This window comes from Methanofollis sp. W23, from assembly GCF_017875325.1.
Classification (GTDB): domain Archaea; phylum Halobacteriota; class Methanomicrobia; order Methanomicrobiales; family Methanofollaceae; genus Methanofollis.
This window is the reverse complement of the sequence record NZ_JAGGMN010000001.1, coordinates 2,211,194-2,231,572: the sequence shown is the minus strand read 5'-3', so window position 1 is coordinate 2,231,572 and position 20,379 is coordinate 2,211,194. Positions and strand designations below refer to the sequence as shown.

Below are 20,379 nucleotides of genomic sequence, written 5' to 3'. Positions count from 1 at the left end.
AGTATTCCTTGTCCGTAGTGGTCTTTCGCGCCTGCTATTAGGTTGTTCCTGTGAAGGGGCGGTCAGGTCTGGATCCTCTTGTACTGTTCCCGACCTGAACAGGGCTCGCGCCTGTTAGGTTAATACTCCCTGCCTGCCCACACTTGTACTATGGAGCGCTACTGGTTCGGGGACCTCGACGAAGGCCGGTGGGATCTGGCCGGGTCTGACCCCGAGGCCCTTGCAGGACGGATCCGGACCCTTGGTCCTGACCTCCTTATCCCTGAATGGAGACTGGCCGAGGAATCCGGGGCTGTTCCCGACCGGGAGGCCTATCTCGCCTCTCTCAGGGGCGCCTGCATTGCCCTGGCCAGGGAGCGGGTCGCGGAGGAATTCTCAGAAAAGGACGTCGAACTCCTCCAGATGGTCAGGACTCTCGACGAGGTCGACCATATCATCAATCTCCTCATCGAGCGCGCGGTGGACTGGCAGGCCGTCATCGACCCGGGGTTCACCAGGAAATACCGCCGGGGCGGGAAGGCCCTGACCGGCCGGATCATGCGGAGCCGTTCCCCGCCATTGCGCCAGGTGGGCCGGGAGATCCAGGGGCTTGGAGAGATGCGCCGGCGCCTGGCGCGTGACGTCTCCAGGCGGGCGGATGTCGTCCTCCCGAACATGAGCGCGCTTGTCGGCGGCCTGGTCGCGGCCAGGGTGATGGCCGCTGCCGGGGGTCTTTCCTCTCTTTCCAGGATGCCTGCGGCGACGGTGCAGGTGCTCGGGGCGCGCTCGGCCCTATTCTCCCATATCAGGGGGAGCGCCCCCTCCCCGAAACACGGGGTGATCTTCCAGCACCGGCGCGTCCACAATGCCCGAAAGGACCTCAGAGGGCGGGTGGCCAGGGTGCTTGCTGCCAAACTGGTCATCGCGGCGCGGATCGATTATTACCGCGGCGAGGTGGACGAGGCATTTCTTGAGAAGGCGCAGGCGCGGGTCGATGCCGCGGGAGAGTCGGCATGATCTGGCTCGACGGTGCTCTGGTCTCGCAGGGCGAAGGCGGGGTGTACGGGGAGCGGACAGTCGGGGAGTACCGGGTCTGGGATCCGTACCGCTCGAAGTTTGCGGCCTATGCGATGCTGGGAGGCGCTTTCGACCTCACCGCAGATATGCGGGTGCTGTACCTCGGCGCGGCCAATGGCACGACGGTCTCCCATGTCGCCGACTATGTAGAGGTGGTCTATGCGGTGGAGTTCGCTCCCCGCCCGGTGCAGGATCTCCTCGAGGTCTGCCGGCGCAGGAAGAATATCATCCCGATCATGGCCGATGCCGGGCGTCCAAAATTCTACCAGGGGGTCGTCGAGAAGGTGGACCTCGTCTACCAGGATGTGGCCCAGCCTGACCAGGTGCGGATCGCCCTTGCAAACCTTCCCTTCCTCCGTCCTGGCGGGACCTTCATCCTGATGCTCAAGACCAGGAGCGTGGACATCAGGAAGAGCCCGAAGGAGGTCGCGGACGAGACGGTCCGCGCCCTGGAGGAGGGCGGGCTTGCGGTGAAGGAGGTGCGGTGGCTTGAGCCCTACCATCATGACCATGCGGCCATCATCTGCGAAGCCCTGAAATAAGATCTCCACCTTCTCTTCTTCATGGCCCGCAGGTGTTTCTTCAACCCGTTCAGCCTGCTGATGATCGGTTTTCTCTTTCTTGTTCTCCTCCTCCTGATCCCGTTCCTCTTCCTCAGTCTCATCGGTTCGGCCTTTGCAAAACTGGGTTTCCCCCCGGGGGCGGTGCTTCTCCTCCTCTTTCTCACGCTGGTCGGGAGCCTGGTCAATATCCCGCTGACCACGCTCAGGACCGGCGGGCCGGTGCGGATGGAGAAGACCTACAGTCCTCTCTATGGCTGGGTCTACCAGATCCCCGAGGTCGCGCCCGAGACGACGGTGGCGATCAACCTTGGCGGGGCGCTGATCCCCCTCCTGGTCTCGGTCTATCTTCTGGGGCGTGCGCTGCTCATCCCTGGTGGGGCCACGGTCTTTTTCCTCGCCCTGATCGGGGTGCTGGTCGTCACCCTGGTCACACATTGGGTGGCCCGCCCGGTGCCTGGACTTGGGATCGCCACGCCGTTCTTTGTCCCGCCGCTGACCGCCCTCATCGTCGCCCTTGTCCTTGCGCTCTTTGCGGGCGGGGGGGATGCGGCGGTGATCGCGGCGCCGGTGATCGCCTATATCTCGGGGACGCTCGGGACGCTCATCGGCGCCGACCTTCTCAACCTCAGACGGCTTGGAGAACTCGGCGCCCCGATGGTAAGTATCGGGGGCGCGGGCACTTTCGACGGGGTCTTTCTCAGTGGGGTGCTCGCGGCCTTCCTGGCCTGATCTTTTTTCTTCTGCAGGCTCTGACCATATCTCAAAAGTATCCCTGGCACGATCAATCATCAGGACCGGGATTTTTTCTGGCTGGCCATTCCTCTGCCTCCCCCACTTCAATCATCATCGCAGAGATCGAGGGGCGGCACCCCTCTCTTGCACGAGATCGTGCTTCAGAACCTCAATCTACTTATTTTTCTGGGCCAGAGGGGTTTTGGGATGCCCTCTTTGTCTACCATCTTTCATATTCAAGCTCTGTAGAATCGGGCATGAACATGGGGTTCAAGCATACGCGATGAAAATCGTTCTGAGCAGCGCTACAGAGTTTAAGAGGATCTTTCTCCTCGCGATTGGGGATCTGGAAGATCCGGTTTCATCGCCGCCCCCTGCATATCTTCTTCGTGGGGGGTTCGGGGGGTGCAACCCCCCGGCGCGAGACGGCAATGAAGGTTCTGCGATTGGGGGCGGCACCCATGATCATCACATCTTCCCATACCCTCGTGCCGGGGGCGCTGCCCCCGGACCCCAGGGATGACGATAGGGGCGGGAAGGAAGAGGGCTGATCATGCAGGAGATGGATCTGCACTCTGCGTATTAGTCCCGAAGGTGTATGGTGGATTCAAACCCTTCTATAATCCAGGAGATATGATCTTCAGGATCATTTTCATGGTAAACCCGCACCTCTCGTGTGGGGAGAAAGTGTGTCACCCGCCTTCCCCCTTCTTCGGCCGGGGGCGCTGCCCCTGGCGCAAGCCTGTAGGAAGGAAGGCACGTCGATCAGATCGGCCGCCCTCATCGGAGAATCTTACTTGTCGACCCCCTCGGGTCGTCTCCCCACGACGAAGATGGGTGTAGGCGGCAATGAACTGGTGGTCCCATGTGCTTCCTGCTTCGAAGAGAGAGTAAGGATTCATAACCCGGAGACCACCAAGAATTTTCATCGCGTATGCGTGGGCCAGGCGTTCATGCCCTATTCTACAGAATCCCTGTTTTCGGGAAACATCTCCATATCTCGCATAGAATCGCGCCGATTTCCAGGAAGTCTCGCGGCTCGTAGATCCTCTGTTCTGGTGGATCTGATGTTTCCCTTCTATCTCGCATTTGCAGGTCTCCAGGAGGTGGAGAGGTCCGGCGGATCTCGTGGTATTTCATGAAATGGCTTCATATCTCCGGGATCGCAGGTCTGCCTGATATGACCCTCGTTTGGGGTGGCCGTTCTCGAAAATAAGGTTAATGAGGGGTTATTGAAGATGAGGGAAGGGTGGCCCTGTAGTCTGGTACCAGGATGCCCCTGGTAGGTGCTTCCCGGTTTAACGGGACCGGGTATGTAACCGGTACAGGGTGTCAAAGGCCCTGAGTTGCTTCACATAGACCCTGGGGTCGTTCTCCTTGTATTCCAGGCTTGTCTCGATCTCGGGGTGCGCGGCGATGAAGGGGATGACCTCGGTGAAGTTGAGGCCCCCGTCGGGGTGGTCGAGGGCGAGGTGTTCGTCGGTGATCGAGTTTTTTCTGCTGTTGGAAAGGTGGAAGAGGCGGAGGGGTAGGTCGGCGAAGGGGGCGAGGAGGTCTGCGTACGGGACCCTGAGATAATTTGCCGTGCAGAAGAGGTGGGCAAAGTCGAGGCAGTAGCCGCGTATTCGCCCCCCGCCCAGGGCCTTCAGGTCGTCGGCGGTGTTGCCGAGGAGGGGGTAGTCGGTGTGGACTGACGGGAGGTTTTCGAGCACAAACCTGGGGTCGAAGTATTCGTCAAGGAAGGTCTCGAAGGTCGCCGCCGCCTCTTCTCGTCTGCCAGGCAGGTACCGCCCGGGGTGGAGGACGATCGTCTCCGCCCCGGTCAGGTCCGCGGCCTCGGCCGTCTCTGCAAGGGCGAGTTCGATCCAGGCCTGTGCATCGGCCTCGCTCCAGGTCTCGTAGGCCGTCGGCGCGCAGGGGTTGAGTCCGTGGCCGTGGTGAGGGGCATGGATGACGATCTTGACCCCGCCCGAGGCGATCGTCTCGATATGCTGCCTGAAAGTCCGCTGTTCTTCCGGGTTGATCTGGACCTGGATATGGTCGATCTCGCCTGCATGATACATCGCTGCCAGGGCGGGGAATGTCTTCTCGTCGTCAGAGCGGACCCCGGCCCCGACCAGATACAGCCGTTTCATGCCTCACTCTTAGCACTGGCTCACGCATCAGTCTGTCGGAAAAGGAGTAGCCCGGAGCAGATTCGAACTGCTGTCGGAGGATCCAGGGTCCTCCATGATTGACCACTACACTACCGGGCTATGGGCTTCTATGAGTTCTACGTCACAAAAGAAAAAGGTGACGGCCGGGCCCGCCCTCCCTGTTGTCAGGGGCGCACCATGGATGCCGGGTCGACGAGGGGGATCAAACGGGATTTCTGGGTAATTTTTCCATATCAGGGGCCTGTAGGCCGTGGGAGTGTGCGGGGGTCGGGCGGCGGTGACGCGCCGCGGGGACAGGGGGGTGCATATCGTCTTGCCCCGGCCCCACTCCCCTTCCCTCCACATCAGGAGAGGCAGGCGGCCGGTCTTTATGATGGAGCAATCTTTGGTTCTGTAGAAATTCTCCTGGCGATGCTCTCTGCCGGGGGCGCGGCGCCCCGGCGCGATCGATTGGAGAAGGCGGGGGTAAGGGTTTACCATGAAAATGATCCAGGCGATCATCTCTTTTGGTCTGCATCAGCATTTGAATTGACCAGATCCCGTTGAGTCCTACACAAATGGGATGGACCCCCCCCTCATTCAGAATGGTTCTCTGCTCTCCTGACCCTGTCTTCATCTCCGGGGTCAGGGCAGCACCCGCCCCTGGTGAGAAGATGGGGGGAAGGTGGTTGAATCATACTCAAACCAAAAGAAGTGAAGATTTCTACAGGGCTGAATGTTTTTTTCTGCTGGGGAACTTCTCAGCCCTCTCGTCTACTCGAAAATCTGAGATGATCTCATGTCTGCTCGCGCTTCACACCCCAGAAAAGATAAGGAGGAAGACGGGAATTTCCTCCTCGGGACCATCAAAGATGTCTCCCCCTCCTCGTCGTCATCACGGGAGAGACGGGTGAGAACGAGGTTGAGACGATCTCTGATCGTCGAGATGTGAGCGACAGCGAACATGAGAAACACGAAGTGTTTCGATGTGCTCCTGGTGCGATCGTGAGGAAAGGTCAGGGGTGCTTCTTTGCGCGCGGGGGATGAAGATCTCTCACCCATCTCCCCCCGCTCTCTTCTGCAACGGTAAGGTAGGAGAATTTTGGGATGGCCTCTTCATCTATCTCAGATCCCTATAGTCCTCTTTCTTCCAGATGGTCGAGGATGATCTCAGGGAGTATCTGATCAGCATGGGGAGTGATCCAATAGAGGGAGTCAAGAAAGTTTTTGCCAGAATATGGGCGCGGGGATTCCCACCAGTTTGAAGACCGGGTATATCTCTCCCGGCATCGTCATCCCCTTCTATGGGAAACAGGAGAAATGATCATGGGTGCATGCATGCGCTCTCGTGGTGCGGGGAACGTATGATCTTCCCTATCAAGGGGCAGGGACACCCTCGGCTCTGGTATCCTGCTCTCCCCTCTCCCTGCGCCAGGGTCACGCTAGGCATGTCGGTGCCTGGCACGATGCTGCCGCATGGAAATTCATATATTCTCTGATAAATTTGAATTTGCGCAATCCTGGTGCGTCTGACGCCCGTCATCATGCGGGCCCGACCACAAAGGATATATTAAGTGTTACCCTAATAATGTCGTATATTCCGGCAATCGGAGTATTGGGCATGGTGAATCCGAATTCGACACCTGTCGAAGAAGGATAATTATGCTCACCACGTTTCACATTAAGGAGGAATTGCATGAAGAGTACTTCAAAGATGATGGTGATCGCCGCCGTCTTCCTCGTCGCAGCTGCCCTGCTTGTAGCACCGGGCGCCGCGAGGAATCTCACCAATGGTGACACCTTCTTTGCGGAAGAAAATGGGGCTGAACTCACCCTTGACTTCCCAGAAGAAGTTGGGACGATTAACCGTGTGGTAAGGATCAAGGACAACGACTTTGATGCTCCAGAGGAGATCAATGATTTTAAAGTCGTAGATGGCAAGATCACGACCAACCTGCAGGGAGCTGACTTCAAGGACAGCTACTTCGGCACCTATTTCGTCGACAATGGAACCCTGCAGAAGGGCTATAAGCTCTACTTCGAGAAGCCCACGCTGAAGGTCGATGTCGTTCTTGCAAACGACAAGTCGTCCTCGGTCGCAGGCAAGACCGTGACCAAGGACAACCAGGTCTTCTTCAAGGTCGACACCGGGAAGGTCGGGTCTACGCACAATGCGAACGTCCCTGCCAACTACTTCAACCTCAAGGTTGAACTGAAGGGAGAGGATGACGGGTCCACCATCACGGTGATCCCGCATGACGGCTACGATCAGGATCTTAAAGATGTCGATGTGACTCAGCAGTTGCTGTACGTGGGGAACTCCACCGATTACGATGGTACGGACTCTGCTGACGGCATCTACCTCAAGGATCTGACTGCTCAGACCTATGCAGTCAAGGCTGTCTGGACCGAACCTCTCGGCTTTGATCAGTATGCGGCAGATTCCACAGAGGCTACCTTCACCGTCTCCACTGTCGACCTCTCCATTGAGGCCAACAAGGAGAATGTTGTGAGGAACAACGACTTCTCCGTGACTGTCACTGGCAACTCGAAGACTCCATACTTCCTGTACATCAAGGACGCCAGCGTTGCTGACAACCTGTACCCGATGATCAAGGCTGGTCAGCCGAGCGTGGATGTTCTTGGTATCAACGAGAACTTCACCGACGATCTCAAGAATGTCAATGGCGATGACCCTGCTTCTGCAAAGCTTGCCGACAGGGAGCGCGCCACCAACGGTACCCACTACCCGGCCAACACCGCTGCGGTCATTAAGACCAACGCCGGCGGTCAGAGGACCATCGGTTTCAACACCTACACCTACACCGACGACAAGTCGTACACCATCAAGGTCGTCAACCCTGACGACTCTTCCAAGTACGACGATATCAAGGTGAAGATCGAAGAGGGTGAGGTCACCATCACCGCAGAGGGCTCAGGCACCTACTACCTTGGTGAGGAGATCAAGCTCTCAGGCACCAACACCGACAACGACAAGGTCTTCCTCTTCATGACCGGTCCGAACCTCGGTGACGAGAACGGTGTGTCACTTGTTAACCTCGATGCCTACGCCAGCAATGGCGATTACCTGGAGCGCGAGGTTGAGGGCGACGACACCTGGGAATACCGCTGGGATACCTCCGCAATCACTGGCGGCATCCTTGACGCCGGTGCGTACAACGTCTACGCAGCCAGCAGGGGTGTTGCCGACAACGGATTGGCAGTCACCAAGAACAACCTGAAGGGTGTCAAGTACGCAACCTTCAACGTCCGTCTGGACCAGCCGTTCCTCACCCTTGACGACGTGGCCAGCACGGTTGCCCAGGGCGACGACCTCACCGTGAGCGGTGTCGCCGAGGGTAAGCCTGACAACGTCAGGATCTGGATCTTCGGGAAGAACTACCGCAACCTCGGCGAGTCTGAGTCTGTTGAGGACGACGGCACCTTCGAGTTTGAGTTCGAGAACACCGAGTCCCTTGCCACCGGGCAGTACTTCCTCGTGGTCCAGCACCCGATGACTGACCGTGAGTTCAATGTCCGGCCTGCTCCTGAAAAGGGCACGTACGTGATCAGGGACGCCACCGGTAGCTTTGTCAACCTCGGCAAGCTTTCCGCTTCCGAAGCTGCAAATGCACTGGTTGACGCTCTCAACTCACCGTACTGTGATGACACCTACAGGAAGGTCTCCTTCGATGTAGCCGCTGCGGTCATCGCCATTGAGCCTGTCGGCGACCAGTCGATCGGCACCAAGTTCACCATCAGCGGCACCACCAACCTCGCGGTCGGCGACGACCTGCAGGTTGAAGTGAGCGGCGCTTCCTTTGGTCCTGCCAAGAAGACTGAGGGTACCGGCTTTGCGTCCTCCACCGGCACTGTGACGGTTGAGAAGGGCGACGGGATCAACACCTGGTCCTACGAAGTCGATGCCTCTGACTTCAAGCCTGACCAGTATACTGTCACCGTCGAGTCCATCGACGCTGACGTGACCGCAAGCTCGACCTTCAACATGATCGAGGGTCCTGTCTCGCCAGTCGAGACCGAGACCACCCCGAGCGTAACCACCACGGCTCCGGCCGATGTGACCACCACTGCCCCTGAGACCACGGCTCCGCCGACCCCAGGCTTTGGTGCACTCGTGGCCCTTGTCGGCCTTGGTGCAGTTGCGTTCCTGGTCATGCGTAGGAACTAATCTTAATTTCCCCCCTTTTTTTGCACACTCTGTTTCTTCTGACACTTTTTTCTCGCACCCCTGATCTCCTCTCCAGAGATGCAGGTCGATACCCTTTAGAGAGCGGAGACTGATTCTCTACTCATGAAACTCACGACCAGGCTGATCGACATCGGGAACCGCGGCGTCCTCCTCAACACCGCCGACGCCCGGGAGATCAGCGTGCGGGACGGCGACCGCGTGGAGGTGAAGAACCTGGCCACCGGGGAGACGGTCTCGGCCTTCGTGGACACCACCGCCACCATCCTCGGGCCAGGCACGATCGGGGTCTACCGCCCGACCCAGGTGCGGGTCGACGTCCTCGACGGCGCCGACGTGGAGGTGCGGGTCGCCGACCGCCCTGCAAGCCTTGCCTACATCAAGAAGAAGATGGACGGCCAGCGCCTGAACAAAGAGGAGACCTACGCGATTATAAGGGACGTCGTCGCCGACGACCTCTCCCCCAGCGAACTCACCGCCTACATCGTCTCCACCTACACCAACCCCCTCGACATGGACGAGGTGGAGTACCTCACCAGGGCGATGGTGGAGACCGGCGAACAACTCAGTTTCCCCTCGTACCCGATCGTGGACAAACACTCCATCGGCGGGGTGCCGGGCAACAAGATCACCCTGCTGGTCGTCCCGGTCGTCGCCGCCGCTGGCCTCAAGATCCCAAAGACCAGTTCGCGGGCGATCACCGGCGCCGGCGGCACCGCCGACCTCATGGAAGTGCTTGCCCCGGTGAGTTTCTCCGCCGCCGAGGTGCAGCAGATGACCGAGAAGGTCGGGGGCGTCATCGTCTGGGGCGGGGCGACGAACATTGCCCCTGCCGACGACCGGTTCATCACCGTCGAGTACCCCTTCAAGATCGACGCCAGGGGCCAGATGCTCGCCTCGGTGATGGCCAAGAAGTACGCGGTCGGGGCAAACCTGGTGGCGATCGACATCCCTGTCGGGGCGCAGACCAAGGTCCCGACCGCCGAAGAGGGGCGGCGCCTCTCCCGCGAGTTCATCGAACTCGGTGAACGCCTCGGGATGCAGGTGGAATGCGCCCTCACCTATGGCGAGTCTCTTGTCGGGCATACCATCGGCCCGAAGGTCGAGGTGCACGAGGCCCTCTCAGTCCTCGAAGGGGCGACCGAGCCGAGTTCACTTATTCAGAAGAGTCTCTCTATCGCTGGGATCATCCTGGAGATGGCAGGGAAGGCGGCGCCAGGCCAGGGCTACGCGGTGGCCCAGGAGATCCTCTCCTCCGGCAAGGCCCTTGCCAAGATGAAGGAGATCATCGAGGTCCAGGGCGGAGACCCGAAAGTGACCGCAGATGATATAATTCCTGGCACGTACCAGTACGTGGTAAACGCCCCCACCACCGGGTACGTGATCGAACTGAACAACAGGGCATTGATCAGCCTTGCCAGGGCCGCCGGCGCCCCCCAGGACCAGGGTGCAGGCATCTGCATCCATGCGAAGAAGGGAACACGCGTGCGGGCCGGCGAACCGATCTTTACCGTCTATGCAGACCGGAAATGGCGCCTCCAGAAGGCGCTCGAAGAAGGACGCCGGTTGATGCCGGTCGTCGTCGAGGGGATGCTCCTCGACCGCGTGCCCGGTCGGCACTGGACAACACGAGGTGGACACCAGTATGGAGAGTAACATGAGGTCGAGATTCACCTATCTCATCATCGGGGTCATGGCCCTCGCACTGATCTGCAGTGCGGTGCAGGCCACTGACGTCGATATCACGGTAAAGGACGCAGACGACGGGTCGTACATCCGAGGTGCGTCGGTCTATGTCGACGGCCATTATGAGGGCAAGACCAATTCAGACGGCGAGTTCTCATATGAGTACGACGGCAGGAACCGGTACACTCTTAAGGTGACGAAAGCCGGATATGATGACTGGGACGACCGTATCGACGAAGACGAACGTTCGGTCGTCGTCAGAATGGACCCGGGGAGCCTGGACCTTGAGATCATGGTCTACGACGCCCTCACAGTCCTCCCGGTCAAGAGTGCGCGGGTCGATCTCATCGGTATATCGACCTCCTTCGACGACTATGAAAGGACCGATTCCTCGGGCCGAGTGGTCTTTGAGGTCGAAGACAGGGAAGAATACCGGATCGAGATCGATGCCGACGATTATATGGAGATCACTCGCGAGATCGACATAGACCGGGACGCCCTGACCCTCCAGTACTGGCTCTACCCTGAGAACAGGTTTGCCTTCAGGATCGTGGACGACCGGAGCGAGTCCCCGATCGTAGGGGCCAGCGTGAAGGTCGACGGGAAGGCTGTGGGCACGACCGGCAGCGAGGGCGTGGCCACCACCGTCCTGGACGGCGACGGGTATTATGATGTCGAGGTGACCCACCCCTCATATTCGACGTACAGCAAGGAGATCTACCTGGGAGACGATGCGGTCGTCGAGGAGATCGCCCTTACCAAGTCCACCACTTCGCTCATCCTCTCGGTCTTTGACGCCGAGAAGACCCCGGTCTCCGGAGCAAAAGTCGTTGTCGACGGGAAGGACATCGGGGTGACCGACTCCTTTGGCAGGATCGACCTCGACACTGTCGTCGCCGGCACCCACACCTTTGAGGTGAGTGCCCCTGGCTATGTCGCCCAGAAAGAGACCAGGAAGATCGGGGAAGGGACTCCTGACCTGATCTTTGAGCTCGGGCGTGCGACGGTCCCGGTCTCGGTGCTGGTCGAGAACCCCTCCCATGAACCGATGGGCGAGGTGAAGATCTGCGTGAATGGTGCCGAGGCGGGTACGACCTCCTCTACCGGGCAGATCGCCCTCGATCTTGCTCCAGGGACCTACAATATCACAGGATCGATGGACGGCTACCGGCAGGTCATGCAGGAGACCGCGGTGACGGCAGGGTCCTCTGGCGAGTCGGTGGTCCTCACCCTTGAGCCCCATGGCCTGCCTCTGGGTGCCATCGTCATCATCCTTGTCATCGTGGTGGTCGTGGTGGTCATCGCCGGTGCGGTCGCCACCGGTCGGGTCGATCTCCCGAACCGCCGCCAGCCTGGCCGCCGTCCGCCGACAAGGCGCCGGCAGTTCTAATTTTTTGGTATTGTAGAAATCATCTTGATGGTTCTCTTTGCCGGGGGGCTGGCCGCCCCCCGGACCCCCTGCACGAAGATAGGGGAGAGCGGCTGCATCATGCTTGAACCAAGAAGAGGTGAGATTTTCTACAGATCCAATCTTTTCTCTCTTTTTTTCGGGGCCCTGTAAGTATCTTCACCTGTTTCAGGTGCGAGCGCGAATCATGTGTCTCTGTACTGTATGCCCCGGAGGTTCGTGAGGACTAGGGATCTTCTCAGGGGCGGCATGTGGCCCGGAAGGACAGGGCTGATTTTTGGCTCAGGAGGATCCCTTCAACAGTTCAAGTTCCTGTGTGCACATGATTCAATCGGCTTTCCCTCTCGAACGCGCTGTAGGCGTGGTTTCCCTTGGTCCCTAAAATGAAGACGAATTTTAGATGGAAGAGGAGACGACGGTGACGAGGAGATCGTGTGGCGGCCGGTCCCGTCACAGAGAGCCATCCAGGGGGTTTACCATGAAAATGATCTTGAAGATCATTTTTTCGTGTCTCCGTGCTGGTTTGGATTTGCCAGATTGCTTCAGGGACGATACACAGATGCAGATCCCTCTCTCTTCCCATCCCTATCTTCATTGGGGGTCGGGGCGGCGCTCTCCCCAGACATGATTATGCGGGAAGGCACGCCGATCAGAATGGCCGCCCTCATCTCAGGACGTCTCCCATCATCTCGCGCCGGGGGGTTGCCCCTCCCGGACCCGCTGTGGAGAGGAGGGGCGGGGGCGGCGAATTGGACGAAGTCTTCATCGATTCTTCAGTCTTGAAAAGAGAGAGAAAGCACGCGAAGAGAGATTGTTATCGTGTATGCCTGGGCCCAGGGTTCATGTCTGATTCTGCGGGCTCCGATCTTTAGAAATTTCCCTCCCCCCTCTCCTTGAGGCGGAGTACATCACCCACCTTCCCGTATTGATTGTGGCAGGGGCGGCCCTGGCGCGAGGAATCCTTCTAAGGATTGGTTATGCTATATAATGATGATCTCTTTTGATCTTACGCAAAACATTATTGTGATCAATTCTACGGATTAAAATCAATTACTTCCTTAAAATAATATTTTATGAGATGATTTATAAAATGAATGCCTTTATATGGGGGGGCTGAAAGTGTACGTACCTTGAGGATGATTATGGGTCAGATACGATACTGGACGTTCCTGGTGGCGTTCCTTCTCCTCTGTACCGGGGCCGTAGCCGGGGGGGAGGTTCCCCAGGTCGTCGTCACCTCTGCCGACGAGTGGGTCGTCACTGGCAGCGACAATGGGACTGACGTGAGTGCGACGGTGACCGGTGCCAACGGAAATCCGCTCCCCGAGGTGGGCGTTACCTTCTCCTGCGACGCTGCCATAGGCACTCTATCGCCGCTCACCGCTACCACCGGCCCGGACGGGACGGCGACGGCCATCTTCACGCCGGGGACCGCGAGCGGCGTTGCCGAGATCACCGCCACGGTCGCATATGACAATGAAGGCACGCCTGCTGAAGTCTCGGGCTCCTATGAGCAGAAGATCGACCATGCTCCCCCCTACCGCCTGAGATCTCTTGACTATGAGAGCAGGGTGAGCGTTGACACTACGACCGGGATCGTCTTCTCGCTGGAGGACGAGTATGGCAACCTGGTCGATGCCCGCCGGGGTGCAGAGTCTTTCAGGTTCTCTGTCGGGTCACCGGACGGGACCGCCGGGTTCTTTGATGGGAGTGGGTATAGCGATGATGTTGTCCTGCCGGTGGGTGCGGACGGATTTGTCAGGGCCGAACTGAAGGCTGCCTGTACCGCCGGTGAGAACGTCGTCTATATCGACCTCCCTGACCCGGTGGCAGATCTCTACCTGACCTTCTACGGGATCGGGGATGGAGCCCCCAGTTCGATCACCGCCTCGGTCAGTCCTGGGGGAACCCCTCCCTATTGTTATGCCGACGGGGAGAGCTGGTTTACCATCACCTACACCATGAAGGACCAGTACGGCAACCCTGCCGGGAACCAGAACGTAACGATCACTTCAGACATCGGGACCAAGGTGAAAGCCACCTCCAACTCGGAAGGTCAGGCCCAGGTCACCTTCGGGCCCAGGGACATGGCAGGGCTTGTAACCATCACTGCCGTCTCGGAGGAAGACCCCGCCGTCTCCTGCACGACGGTGGTGGAGTTTGTCCACACCGCCCCGACCGACATGCTCCTCACTGCCAACCCTCAGACGATGCCGAGTTATGACGTGAACCCTGACCCTGGGGGTGCCGCCGAGGTGCGGGCCAAGGTGATCGACGTGAAGGGTAACCCGGTCCCAGGTGAGACGGTCACCTTCTCGCTTGGCACCGTCGACACCGGGTCATACAAGATGACAGACACCCCAGGCCTTCTTGAGACTGTGGCCACCACCGACGAGAACGGGTATGCCACCGTGTGCTTCAGGCCAGGCGGATTTACCACTGACCGCGATGACCCTGATTACAGTTCGGCCGCCACCGGGAATGGGGTGGTCACCGCACAGTGGGGTGAGGTCACCAGGGAGATCGCTCTGAAGTGGGTGAACTTCCCCTACCTTTCGGTCTCCACCAGGGTGGACCCAGAGTCCGGGCAGGTCGCAGTGAACGAGACGATCGATGTGCACCTTGACCTCAAGGGTGACGGGTGGGCCCTTCAGCCTGAACCGATCGATGTGGTACTGGTCATCGATAAGTCGGGGAGCATGCAGTGGGAGGACAGTTCTGGACAGGTCAGGTTGGTCAGTGCGAAAAACGCTGCTTCATCCTTTATCGATGCGATGGACTCGCGACGCGACCGGGTGGGACTTGTTTCCTTTTCATCCTCAACGACCATTGAAAAAGGTCTGACTGATGATTTTTCAGATGTCAAGTATAGGCTGAATCATCTTGATGCGAGAGGTGCGACGCAACTGCGTCGCGGGATCTATGAGGCTGTCAGGCTCCTTCAGGAGCAGGGACGGGACGACGCTGTGAAGGCAGTGATCGTCATGACCGACGGCGACTGGAACTATGACGGCAGCCCACTTGCGCATGGGACCGGGTGGAAAGACCCGTACAATGTGGCGTACCGCTTCTCAGGCAATGAACTGGAGGCAAATGACTATCGGTATTATGATGGTCTGGGTGGGACGCTCGAGTATAATGAGAGGCGGATTTATTCATACTGGGAGAGACGATGGAACACCTATCCCTACTGGACCTGCTCTGACGGTGAGGGGACAAACCAGAATATGGGCCTATTTTCCAGGGACAATGGAATAAAACTCTATCCCATCACCTTTGCCTACAGTCCTGGTCAGACTGTCACCGGCACGATGAATGAACTGGCCTCATTGACCGGGGGGTTCTATGAACATGCTCCTGGCGGCGACGAACTTGCAGGGATCTATGAGCGGATCGCCGGCGAACTCAAGGTCGAGGCCGGGGTCGACACCTCCGTCGATCTCTCATTCAAGAATGTCGAGGTGAATGGGGCCTCGATGCCTGGTGATGATGTCTTTGAGTATGTCCATGCAGATGGCATCTCGACGGTCATCGAGAGCTGGATCGAGAATGAGACCGGTAGGGCGGTGGTGGTCCCGCGGCACACCGAGGACCAGACCGCCGACTGGCAGGACGACCAGTCCCTTCACTTTGATGTCGGGACTGTGAAACTTGGTCAGACCTGGACGACGTCGTACCGCCTCAAGGTCAAGACCGAGGGGAACATCAATGTCTTTGGGCCGGGCTCGACCATCTCCTTTAATGGCGGTGCCGATCACCTTGAACTCCCCGACACCTTCATCTCGGCCCGTCCAAACAGCACTGATCCTGCCTTCGGGAACGTGTACCTCGATGTCTCCAACCTCCACCGGGTCGGCACCGGTCCGGTCACCGACTTCCTCACACTGGGGTGGGATCTTGACTATAATGGGACCGGGACGGTTACGCAGGAAGTGAAATATTCGGATGATGATGGGCATTCCTGGACCCCGATCAAGACGTTGTCGCCGTGTACTGCGGCAGAGGTCGGTGCGCAGACTGCCATACTTGATGTCCGCGACCTCCCTGCGGGCCGATATACCTTTGGGGTGCTTGCAAAGTGCACCGAGAAGAAGGAAGATTGGGTTGATCTTGGTGATGCCGGGATCGCCATCGGCAACGGGGACGCTACCAAGATCAGGCTTGAATAGGCCCTCTGACCCAGATCTTTTTTTGTGTTTCGGCTCTGTAGGATCCCGCCCCCTATTGAGGGGGAACATGTGCATCACCCCCCTTTTTTCATCACCATGCCGGGGGTGCTTTCAAAGACCTGTGGATCGTCTCAGGTTCCCTCCGGCCGCATACTGAAAAATCGCAGATCCACGGGAGACTGGAGGTCCGCCCTGTAGGATGGGGCCGGGAGGGCACCATCAATGACCATGGAGAGCGTAGTGCCGTCCGCCACCAATCGCTCGCACAGGGGACTGTGGGTTTGCCGCCCCTCCAACCCCTCGCACCACGATAGGTCAGGGACGGCAATCCCCCTTCAGGGCGTTCGAATATGCCTTCTGGCTCAATCTTCATCCCAGAGGGCTGGGGGTTTGCCGCCCTTGGTGGGATTCATGAGGGAAGACGGTAGAATCGCGCGTGCACCCATAAAGGGTGAGGGTTTCTACAGAACCCTTTTTTGTAGAGGCCATCTCAGATCTCTCTGGTCGCGTTCTCCAGAGCCCATGTCATCCCGGGGCCCCGTGTCCATAGGGGGATCCTCCCCCCGGGAGAGGGGGGGCGATGATTCCCTTCCAAAAATGCGAGGGGTTATCCTGAGGCGGTCCCTTTTCATTTCGTGGTGTCTGGTATGTCGAGAATTATTTTTGAAGACTCATATATCTTCTTTTTCATCCAGAAATTTTCCTGATATATCTTCAATTGATTATATCATGAGATGTTGGTTCTAAGTCCTCATTTTTTGAAAAGAAAGGATCATATGATCATCGGCTCTGGCGAAACTATATATATTAAAAGACGATCTGATCGTTATATGATCGAAGTATCCCGTACCAGGTGCCTGTTCATTTTTCTCGGGCTCCTTATCATCTGCATGACCGCCACAGCCGGGGAGGGGCCGCAGATATCGGTCGAGGCCGATACCGCGTGGCTGATCGCGGGCGACCCCGGGGAGGCGGTGGTGACCGCGACGGTGACGAATGGCAGCAATCCGCAGGCAGGGGCCGAGGTCGTCTTCTCCTGCGATCCGGCGCGGGGCTCGTTTTCCCGGACGACGCTCGCGACCGATGCCGAAGGGAAGGCGGTGACGAGATTTATCCCCGGGACGAAGAGCGGGGATGTGGTGGTCTCTGCGGTCTGGGGTGAGGGGGACGGATCTGTCTCTGACGAGTGTGAGGTGGGGATCGATCACGCGGCGCCATATCGGATCCAGTCTATAGAGTGCAACGATGAGGTCACGGCCGGTTCGACGACAGAGATCACTCTCTCGATGGAGGATGAGTATGGGAACCTGATCGATGACCGCCGCAGCGCTGAGAATGTCACATTCTATGTGGGGTCTCCGGATGATGGTGCCCACTTTGGAGGGGGAGAGAAGGAGATCACCGTTCAAGTCGATGGAAGCGGGGAGGTCCGCGCTCCTCTTACGACCGATACGGTGGCAGGGGAGAACATCGTGTATATCGCTCTGCCAGGGGCGGTGAAAGACCGGTACCTCACGATACTAGGTATTGGAGAGCCGATCCCATACACACTCAACGCTGTGGTCGACCCGGACGAGCGATGGGTTCCGGCAAATGGCGAGGGTGTCTTTGTCATCACGTACTTCGTCCAGGACCGATACGGGAACCCCTGTAACGGCACTGCGATCGTCGTCAACACCTCATTGGAGAAAGAAGAGGACCGGACCATCCACACAAACCGGGCCGGCCGGGCGGCGATCAGTTATGGTCCGAAGGACTCGGTGGGAGAGGTGACGATCACTGCAAAGACCCTCGAAAACGAGAGCCTCTCTGATACCCAGGTCGTCGAGTTCACGAGCACCGAACCGGTCCAGATGGTCCTCAGCGCCTATCCCCAGATGATGCCGAGCGGTGACGTCCCGAATGCCAAACCCGCCCAGGTGATGGCGAAAGTGATGGACGCGAAAGGGAACCCGGTCGAGGGGGAGACGGTCACCTTCACTATTAAGAGTCACTATGGAGATACCCAGGTCGAACTCCCGCAGTGGGAGGGAACGGAAGAGGATACAACAACGGCGAACACCGATGAACGCGGGTATGCCGTCGCCCCTCTCTGGCCAGGGTCGTTCACAGGCAATGGATATCCGACGGCACATGCTGGATGCTGGGTAGAAGCGGTGTGGAATTCGTATCAGGAACCCCTGAACTTGAATTGGACCAATGTCCCGTACCTCAGTGTCATCACCAATGTCACCCCCCCGAAGGCGGCGTGGAACGAGACCGTTGAGGTGAATATCACGTTGATCGGGAATGGGTACAAACTGGAGCCGAAAAAAGTGAACGCTGTAATCTGCACTGATCGGTCAGGAAGTATGCTCCATAATGATCCTGACCGGATGCATTCAGTGCGGGAAGCGGGAAAAGAATTTGTTGCTTCTGTGGATGAGGGTGACAAGGTCGGCCTTGTGACTTTTGGCAGGAACACTGGGAATTATAATCAGATAGATGAACCTGGAGAGTCATCGTTTCGAGATCCAGAATCATATACTGATAATTGGTATGATGTCCCTAAACAATATCTCGATTATGCTACTGTAGATCTGGCGCTCACTGAGGATCACTCTCTTGTTAAGGCTGAACTTGACAGTATTGTTCCAGACTCTGGTACCCCTCTACGGTATGGACTATACCGAGCGATCAAAGAACTGAGTGGAGAAGGGAATTCGGAAGTTGATCCTGGTGCGATAAAAGCGGCGATTCTCCTCTCTGATGGTGACTACAACTGGTATGGGGACCCGCTGGCACGGGGAGACCCTGATGGTTATTGGCGTGAGTATTGGGTATGGGATAGTTTCCTCAAGGGGCATTATGAGAAAGTTTGGGTTCCGATAGATAATCCTGAGGACTATGGAGATCTCATGAGGGGATATTATAGTTTCACTGATCTCTCCGATGCCGAGCAGAACTTATCGGTTTATGCTAGGAATAATGGCGTTCTGATCTACGCGATCGGTTATGATGATGATCTGTCATCTGATGGAACAGGGACTCTCAAAAGGCTTGCAGAGTCGACTGCTGTCAATATAGATGAGGAAATACTGACAGGTCGATACTACAGTGGCACGGCGGCCAACATTGAAGAGATTTACCGTTCGATCGCCGGCGAACTCAGGGAGGAGGCCGGGGTCAACACCACGCTTGCCCTCGACTTCAAAGATGTCACGGTGAGCACCAACACGTCTGAGTGGACGGTGCCTGGGAACGAAGCCTTCTCATACGTCCCCTCCACCCGTGAAGATAAGGTCTGGTTCAATGGGGATGGTGTTGAAGGCTACCCGAAGACCTATGATGACAGAGAGAACTGGTCGAAAGGGGAGTTGTACTTCAACGTCGGGACCATCAAACTCAACCAGACCTGGCAGACCACCTTCCATCTGAAAGTCCTGCCAAACCCGGATGCCATCGGCAATGTGAAAATCCTGGATAATAACTCGGTATTGACCTTCAACGATGGGAAAGACGATCTCAAGATCCCCAACACCTACCTGACCGTGATGCGGGCGCTGAACAACACCCCGCTCGGGAACGCCTCCCTTGACCTCCAAGATCTTGAGGTGACCGGAGTCACGCGTCAGAACCTGGACCTCGCCTGGACCCTCAACTACACCGGGAACAGCACGGTCACCGAGACGATCGAGTATCGTTCGGAACATGGATCCTGGGCCCAGGCCGGGACCAGGACTGCCGGGAAGGGTGAGAAACGCGAAGAGGCCAGACTTGATATCAGAGATCTCCCCTTAACTCTCTATGATATCAGAGTCGTGGCCGACACCGAGGATGCCGGTTCGCGTTATTGTATCACGGATGCTGACCTCAGGAAACTCTTGAATGAAAAAACGTACATAAAGATGGAATAAATGGGCCGATTTCATGGGGGGAAGCGATCCTTTTTCCCTGAACTGTTTTCAGGCTTATAATATAGGACTAGAACTCTTTTTTTGGGTTTGGTGAAGTTTTTCTGGATGATTTATGGGATCTCATGGAAGTCGTCCACTTGAGAAGTATGGTTTTGTAGGCTTTGTAGAACTTTTCTGATGACCATTTCTCTGGGGAGCGTGATACTCTCCGAACCCCCTGCTACATGATAGGTCGTGGACTGCGACGCACTCGTCATGGTAATGCTCATCGATTCTGCCTTTCATGCTCTATCGTGGTCCGGGGGGGACGGCACACTCCCTGGTTGAGGATGATTCTGAGGTCTGGAAAGATGCGGTTTCGGTTCGAGGAAATCTTCACCCTGAGAGAGTTTTGTGATATGCTCTCTCTTTACCTCCCTCCATCACACCAGGGGCACTCTCGAAAATTGGGGATTCAGGGGAATGTGTTGATCTCTGGGATATGGGTGCTGGCAAGCATAAATTCCCACACCTCTAATGGGGGCAAG

At 57.6% G+C, this 20,379-nt stretch carries 9 protein-coding genes and 1 tRNA gene; 8 read left to right on the top strand and 2 right to left on the bottom strand.

The genetic code is table 11. The features are described from left to right. The first annotated feature begins 150 nt into the window (after positions 1–150). Genes J2129_RS09530 through J2129_RS09520 form a run of 3 tightly spaced genes read left to right on the top strand, consistent with a single transcriptional unit; the run spans position 151 to position 2,348 of the window. Positions 151–996 carry an RNA-processing protein gene (locus tag J2129_RS09530; protein ID WP_209630640.1) on the top strand — a complete coding sequence of 282 codons (846 nt, stop codon included), beginning with the start codon at positions 151–153 and terminating at the stop codon, positions 994–996. Next, the gene (locus J2129_RS09525) at positions 993–1,598 is read left to right on the top strand and encodes a fibrillarin-like rRNA/tRNA 2'-O-methyltransferase (protein ID WP_209630639.1); all 606 of its coding nucleotides are present in this window, start codon (positions 993–995) and stop codon (positions 1,596–1,598) included. Before J2129_RS09530 ends, J2129_RS09525 begins: the two co-directional genes overlap by 4 nt. Before the next feature lie 21 nt (positions 1,599–1,619). Then, positions 1,620–2,348, top strand: a complete 729-nt coding sequence (locus J2129_RS09520) for a DUF1614 domain-containing protein (RefSeq protein ID WP_209630638.1) — start codon at positions 1,620–1,622, stop codon at positions 2,346–2,348. A 1,301-nt stretch (positions 2,349–3,649) separates the two neighbouring features. On the opposite strand, the gene J2129_RS09515 is transcribed toward J2129_RS09520, so the two are convergent. Both J2129_RS09515 and J2129_RS09510 read right to left on the bottom strand, forming a co-directional pair. After that, the gene (locus J2129_RS09515) at positions 3,650–4,486 is read right to left on the bottom strand and encodes a TIM barrel protein (RefSeq protein ID WP_209630637.1); all 837 of its coding nucleotides are present in this window, start codon (positions 4,484–4,486) and stop codon (positions 3,650–3,652) included. A 47-nt stretch (positions 4,487–4,533) separates the two neighbouring features. Further along, a tRNA-Gln gene (locus J2129_RS09510) sits at positions 4,534–4,606 on the bottom strand. 1,576 nt (positions 4,607–6,182) lie between these two features. Between J2129_RS09510 and J2129_RS09505 the strand changes: the two genes are divergently transcribed. From J2129_RS09505 to J2129_RS09485, 5 genes are all read left to right on the top strand, one after another. Further along, positions 6,183–8,675 carry an MEMAR_RS02690 family S-layer glycoprotein gene (locus tag J2129_RS09505; protein WP_209630636.1) on the top strand — a complete coding sequence of 831 codons (2,493 nt, stop codon included), beginning with the start codon at positions 6,183–6,185 and terminating at the stop codon, positions 8,673–8,675. A gap of 123 nt (positions 8,676–8,798) precedes the next feature. Then, positions 8,799–10,349, top strand: a complete 1,551-nt coding sequence (locus tag J2129_RS09500) for an AMP phosphorylase (RefSeq protein ID WP_209630635.1) — start codon at positions 8,799–8,801, stop codon at positions 10,347–10,349. Between the two features lies 1 nt (position 10,350). Further along, positions 10,351–11,769 (top strand): PEGA domain-containing protein, encoded by a 1,419-nt coding sequence (locus J2129_RS09495; RefSeq protein ID WP_209630634.1) that lies wholly within the window; start codon positions 10,351–10,353, stop codon positions 11,767–11,769. Between the two features lie 1,160 nt (positions 11,770–12,929). Next, positions 12,930–15,956: an Ig-like domain-containing protein gene (locus tag J2129_RS09490; protein ID WP_209630633.1), complete on the top strand. Its 3,027-nt coding sequence runs from the start codon at positions 12,930–12,932 to the stop codon at positions 15,954–15,956. An 830-nt stretch (positions 15,957–16,786) separates the two neighbouring features. Next, positions 16,787–19,852: a hypothetical protein gene (locus tag J2129_RS09485; protein WP_209630632.1), complete on the top strand. Its 3,066-nt coding sequence runs from the start codon at positions 16,787–16,789 to the stop codon at positions 19,850–19,852. Positions 19,853–20,379: the final 527 nt, after the last annotated feature.

Excerpts from the sequence above, each read along its gene's own strand:
- J2129_RS09485 (WP_209630632.1), top strand. The coding sequence starts at position 16,787 with ATGATCGAAGTATCCCGTACCAGGTGCCTGTTCATTTTTCTCGGGCTC.
- J2129_RS09490 (WP_209630633.1), top strand. The coding sequence starts at position 12,930 with ATGGGTCAGATACGATACTGGACGTTCCTGGTGGCGTTCCTTCTCCTC.
- J2129_RS09495 (WP_209630634.1), top strand. The coding sequence starts at position 10,351 with ATGAGGTCGAGATTCACCTATCTCATCATCGGGGTCATGGCCCTCGCA.
- J2129_RS09520 (WP_209630638.1), top strand. The coding sequence starts at position 1,620 with ATGGCCCGCAGGTGTTTCTTCAACCCGTTCAGCCTGCTGATGATCGGT.
- J2129_RS09505 (WP_209630636.1), top strand. The coding sequence starts at position 6,183 with ATGAAGAGTACTTCAAAGATGATGGTGATCGCCGCCGTCTTCCTCGTC.
- J2129_RS09515 (WP_209630637.1), bottom strand. The coding sequence starts at position 4,486 with ATGAAACGGCTGTATCTGGTCGGGGCCGGGGTCCGCTCTGACGACGAG.
- J2129_RS09500 (WP_209630635.1), top strand. The coding sequence starts at position 8,799 with ATGAAACTCACGACCAGGCTGATCGACATCGGGAACCGCGGCGTCCTC.
- J2129_RS09530 (WP_209630640.1), top strand. The coding sequence starts at position 151 with ATGGAGCGCTACTGGTTCGGGGACCTCGACGAAGGCCGGTGGGATCTG.
- J2129_RS09525 (WP_209630639.1), top strand. The coding sequence starts at position 993 with ATGATCTGGCTCGACGGTGCTCTGGTCTCGCAGGGCGAAGGCGGGGTG.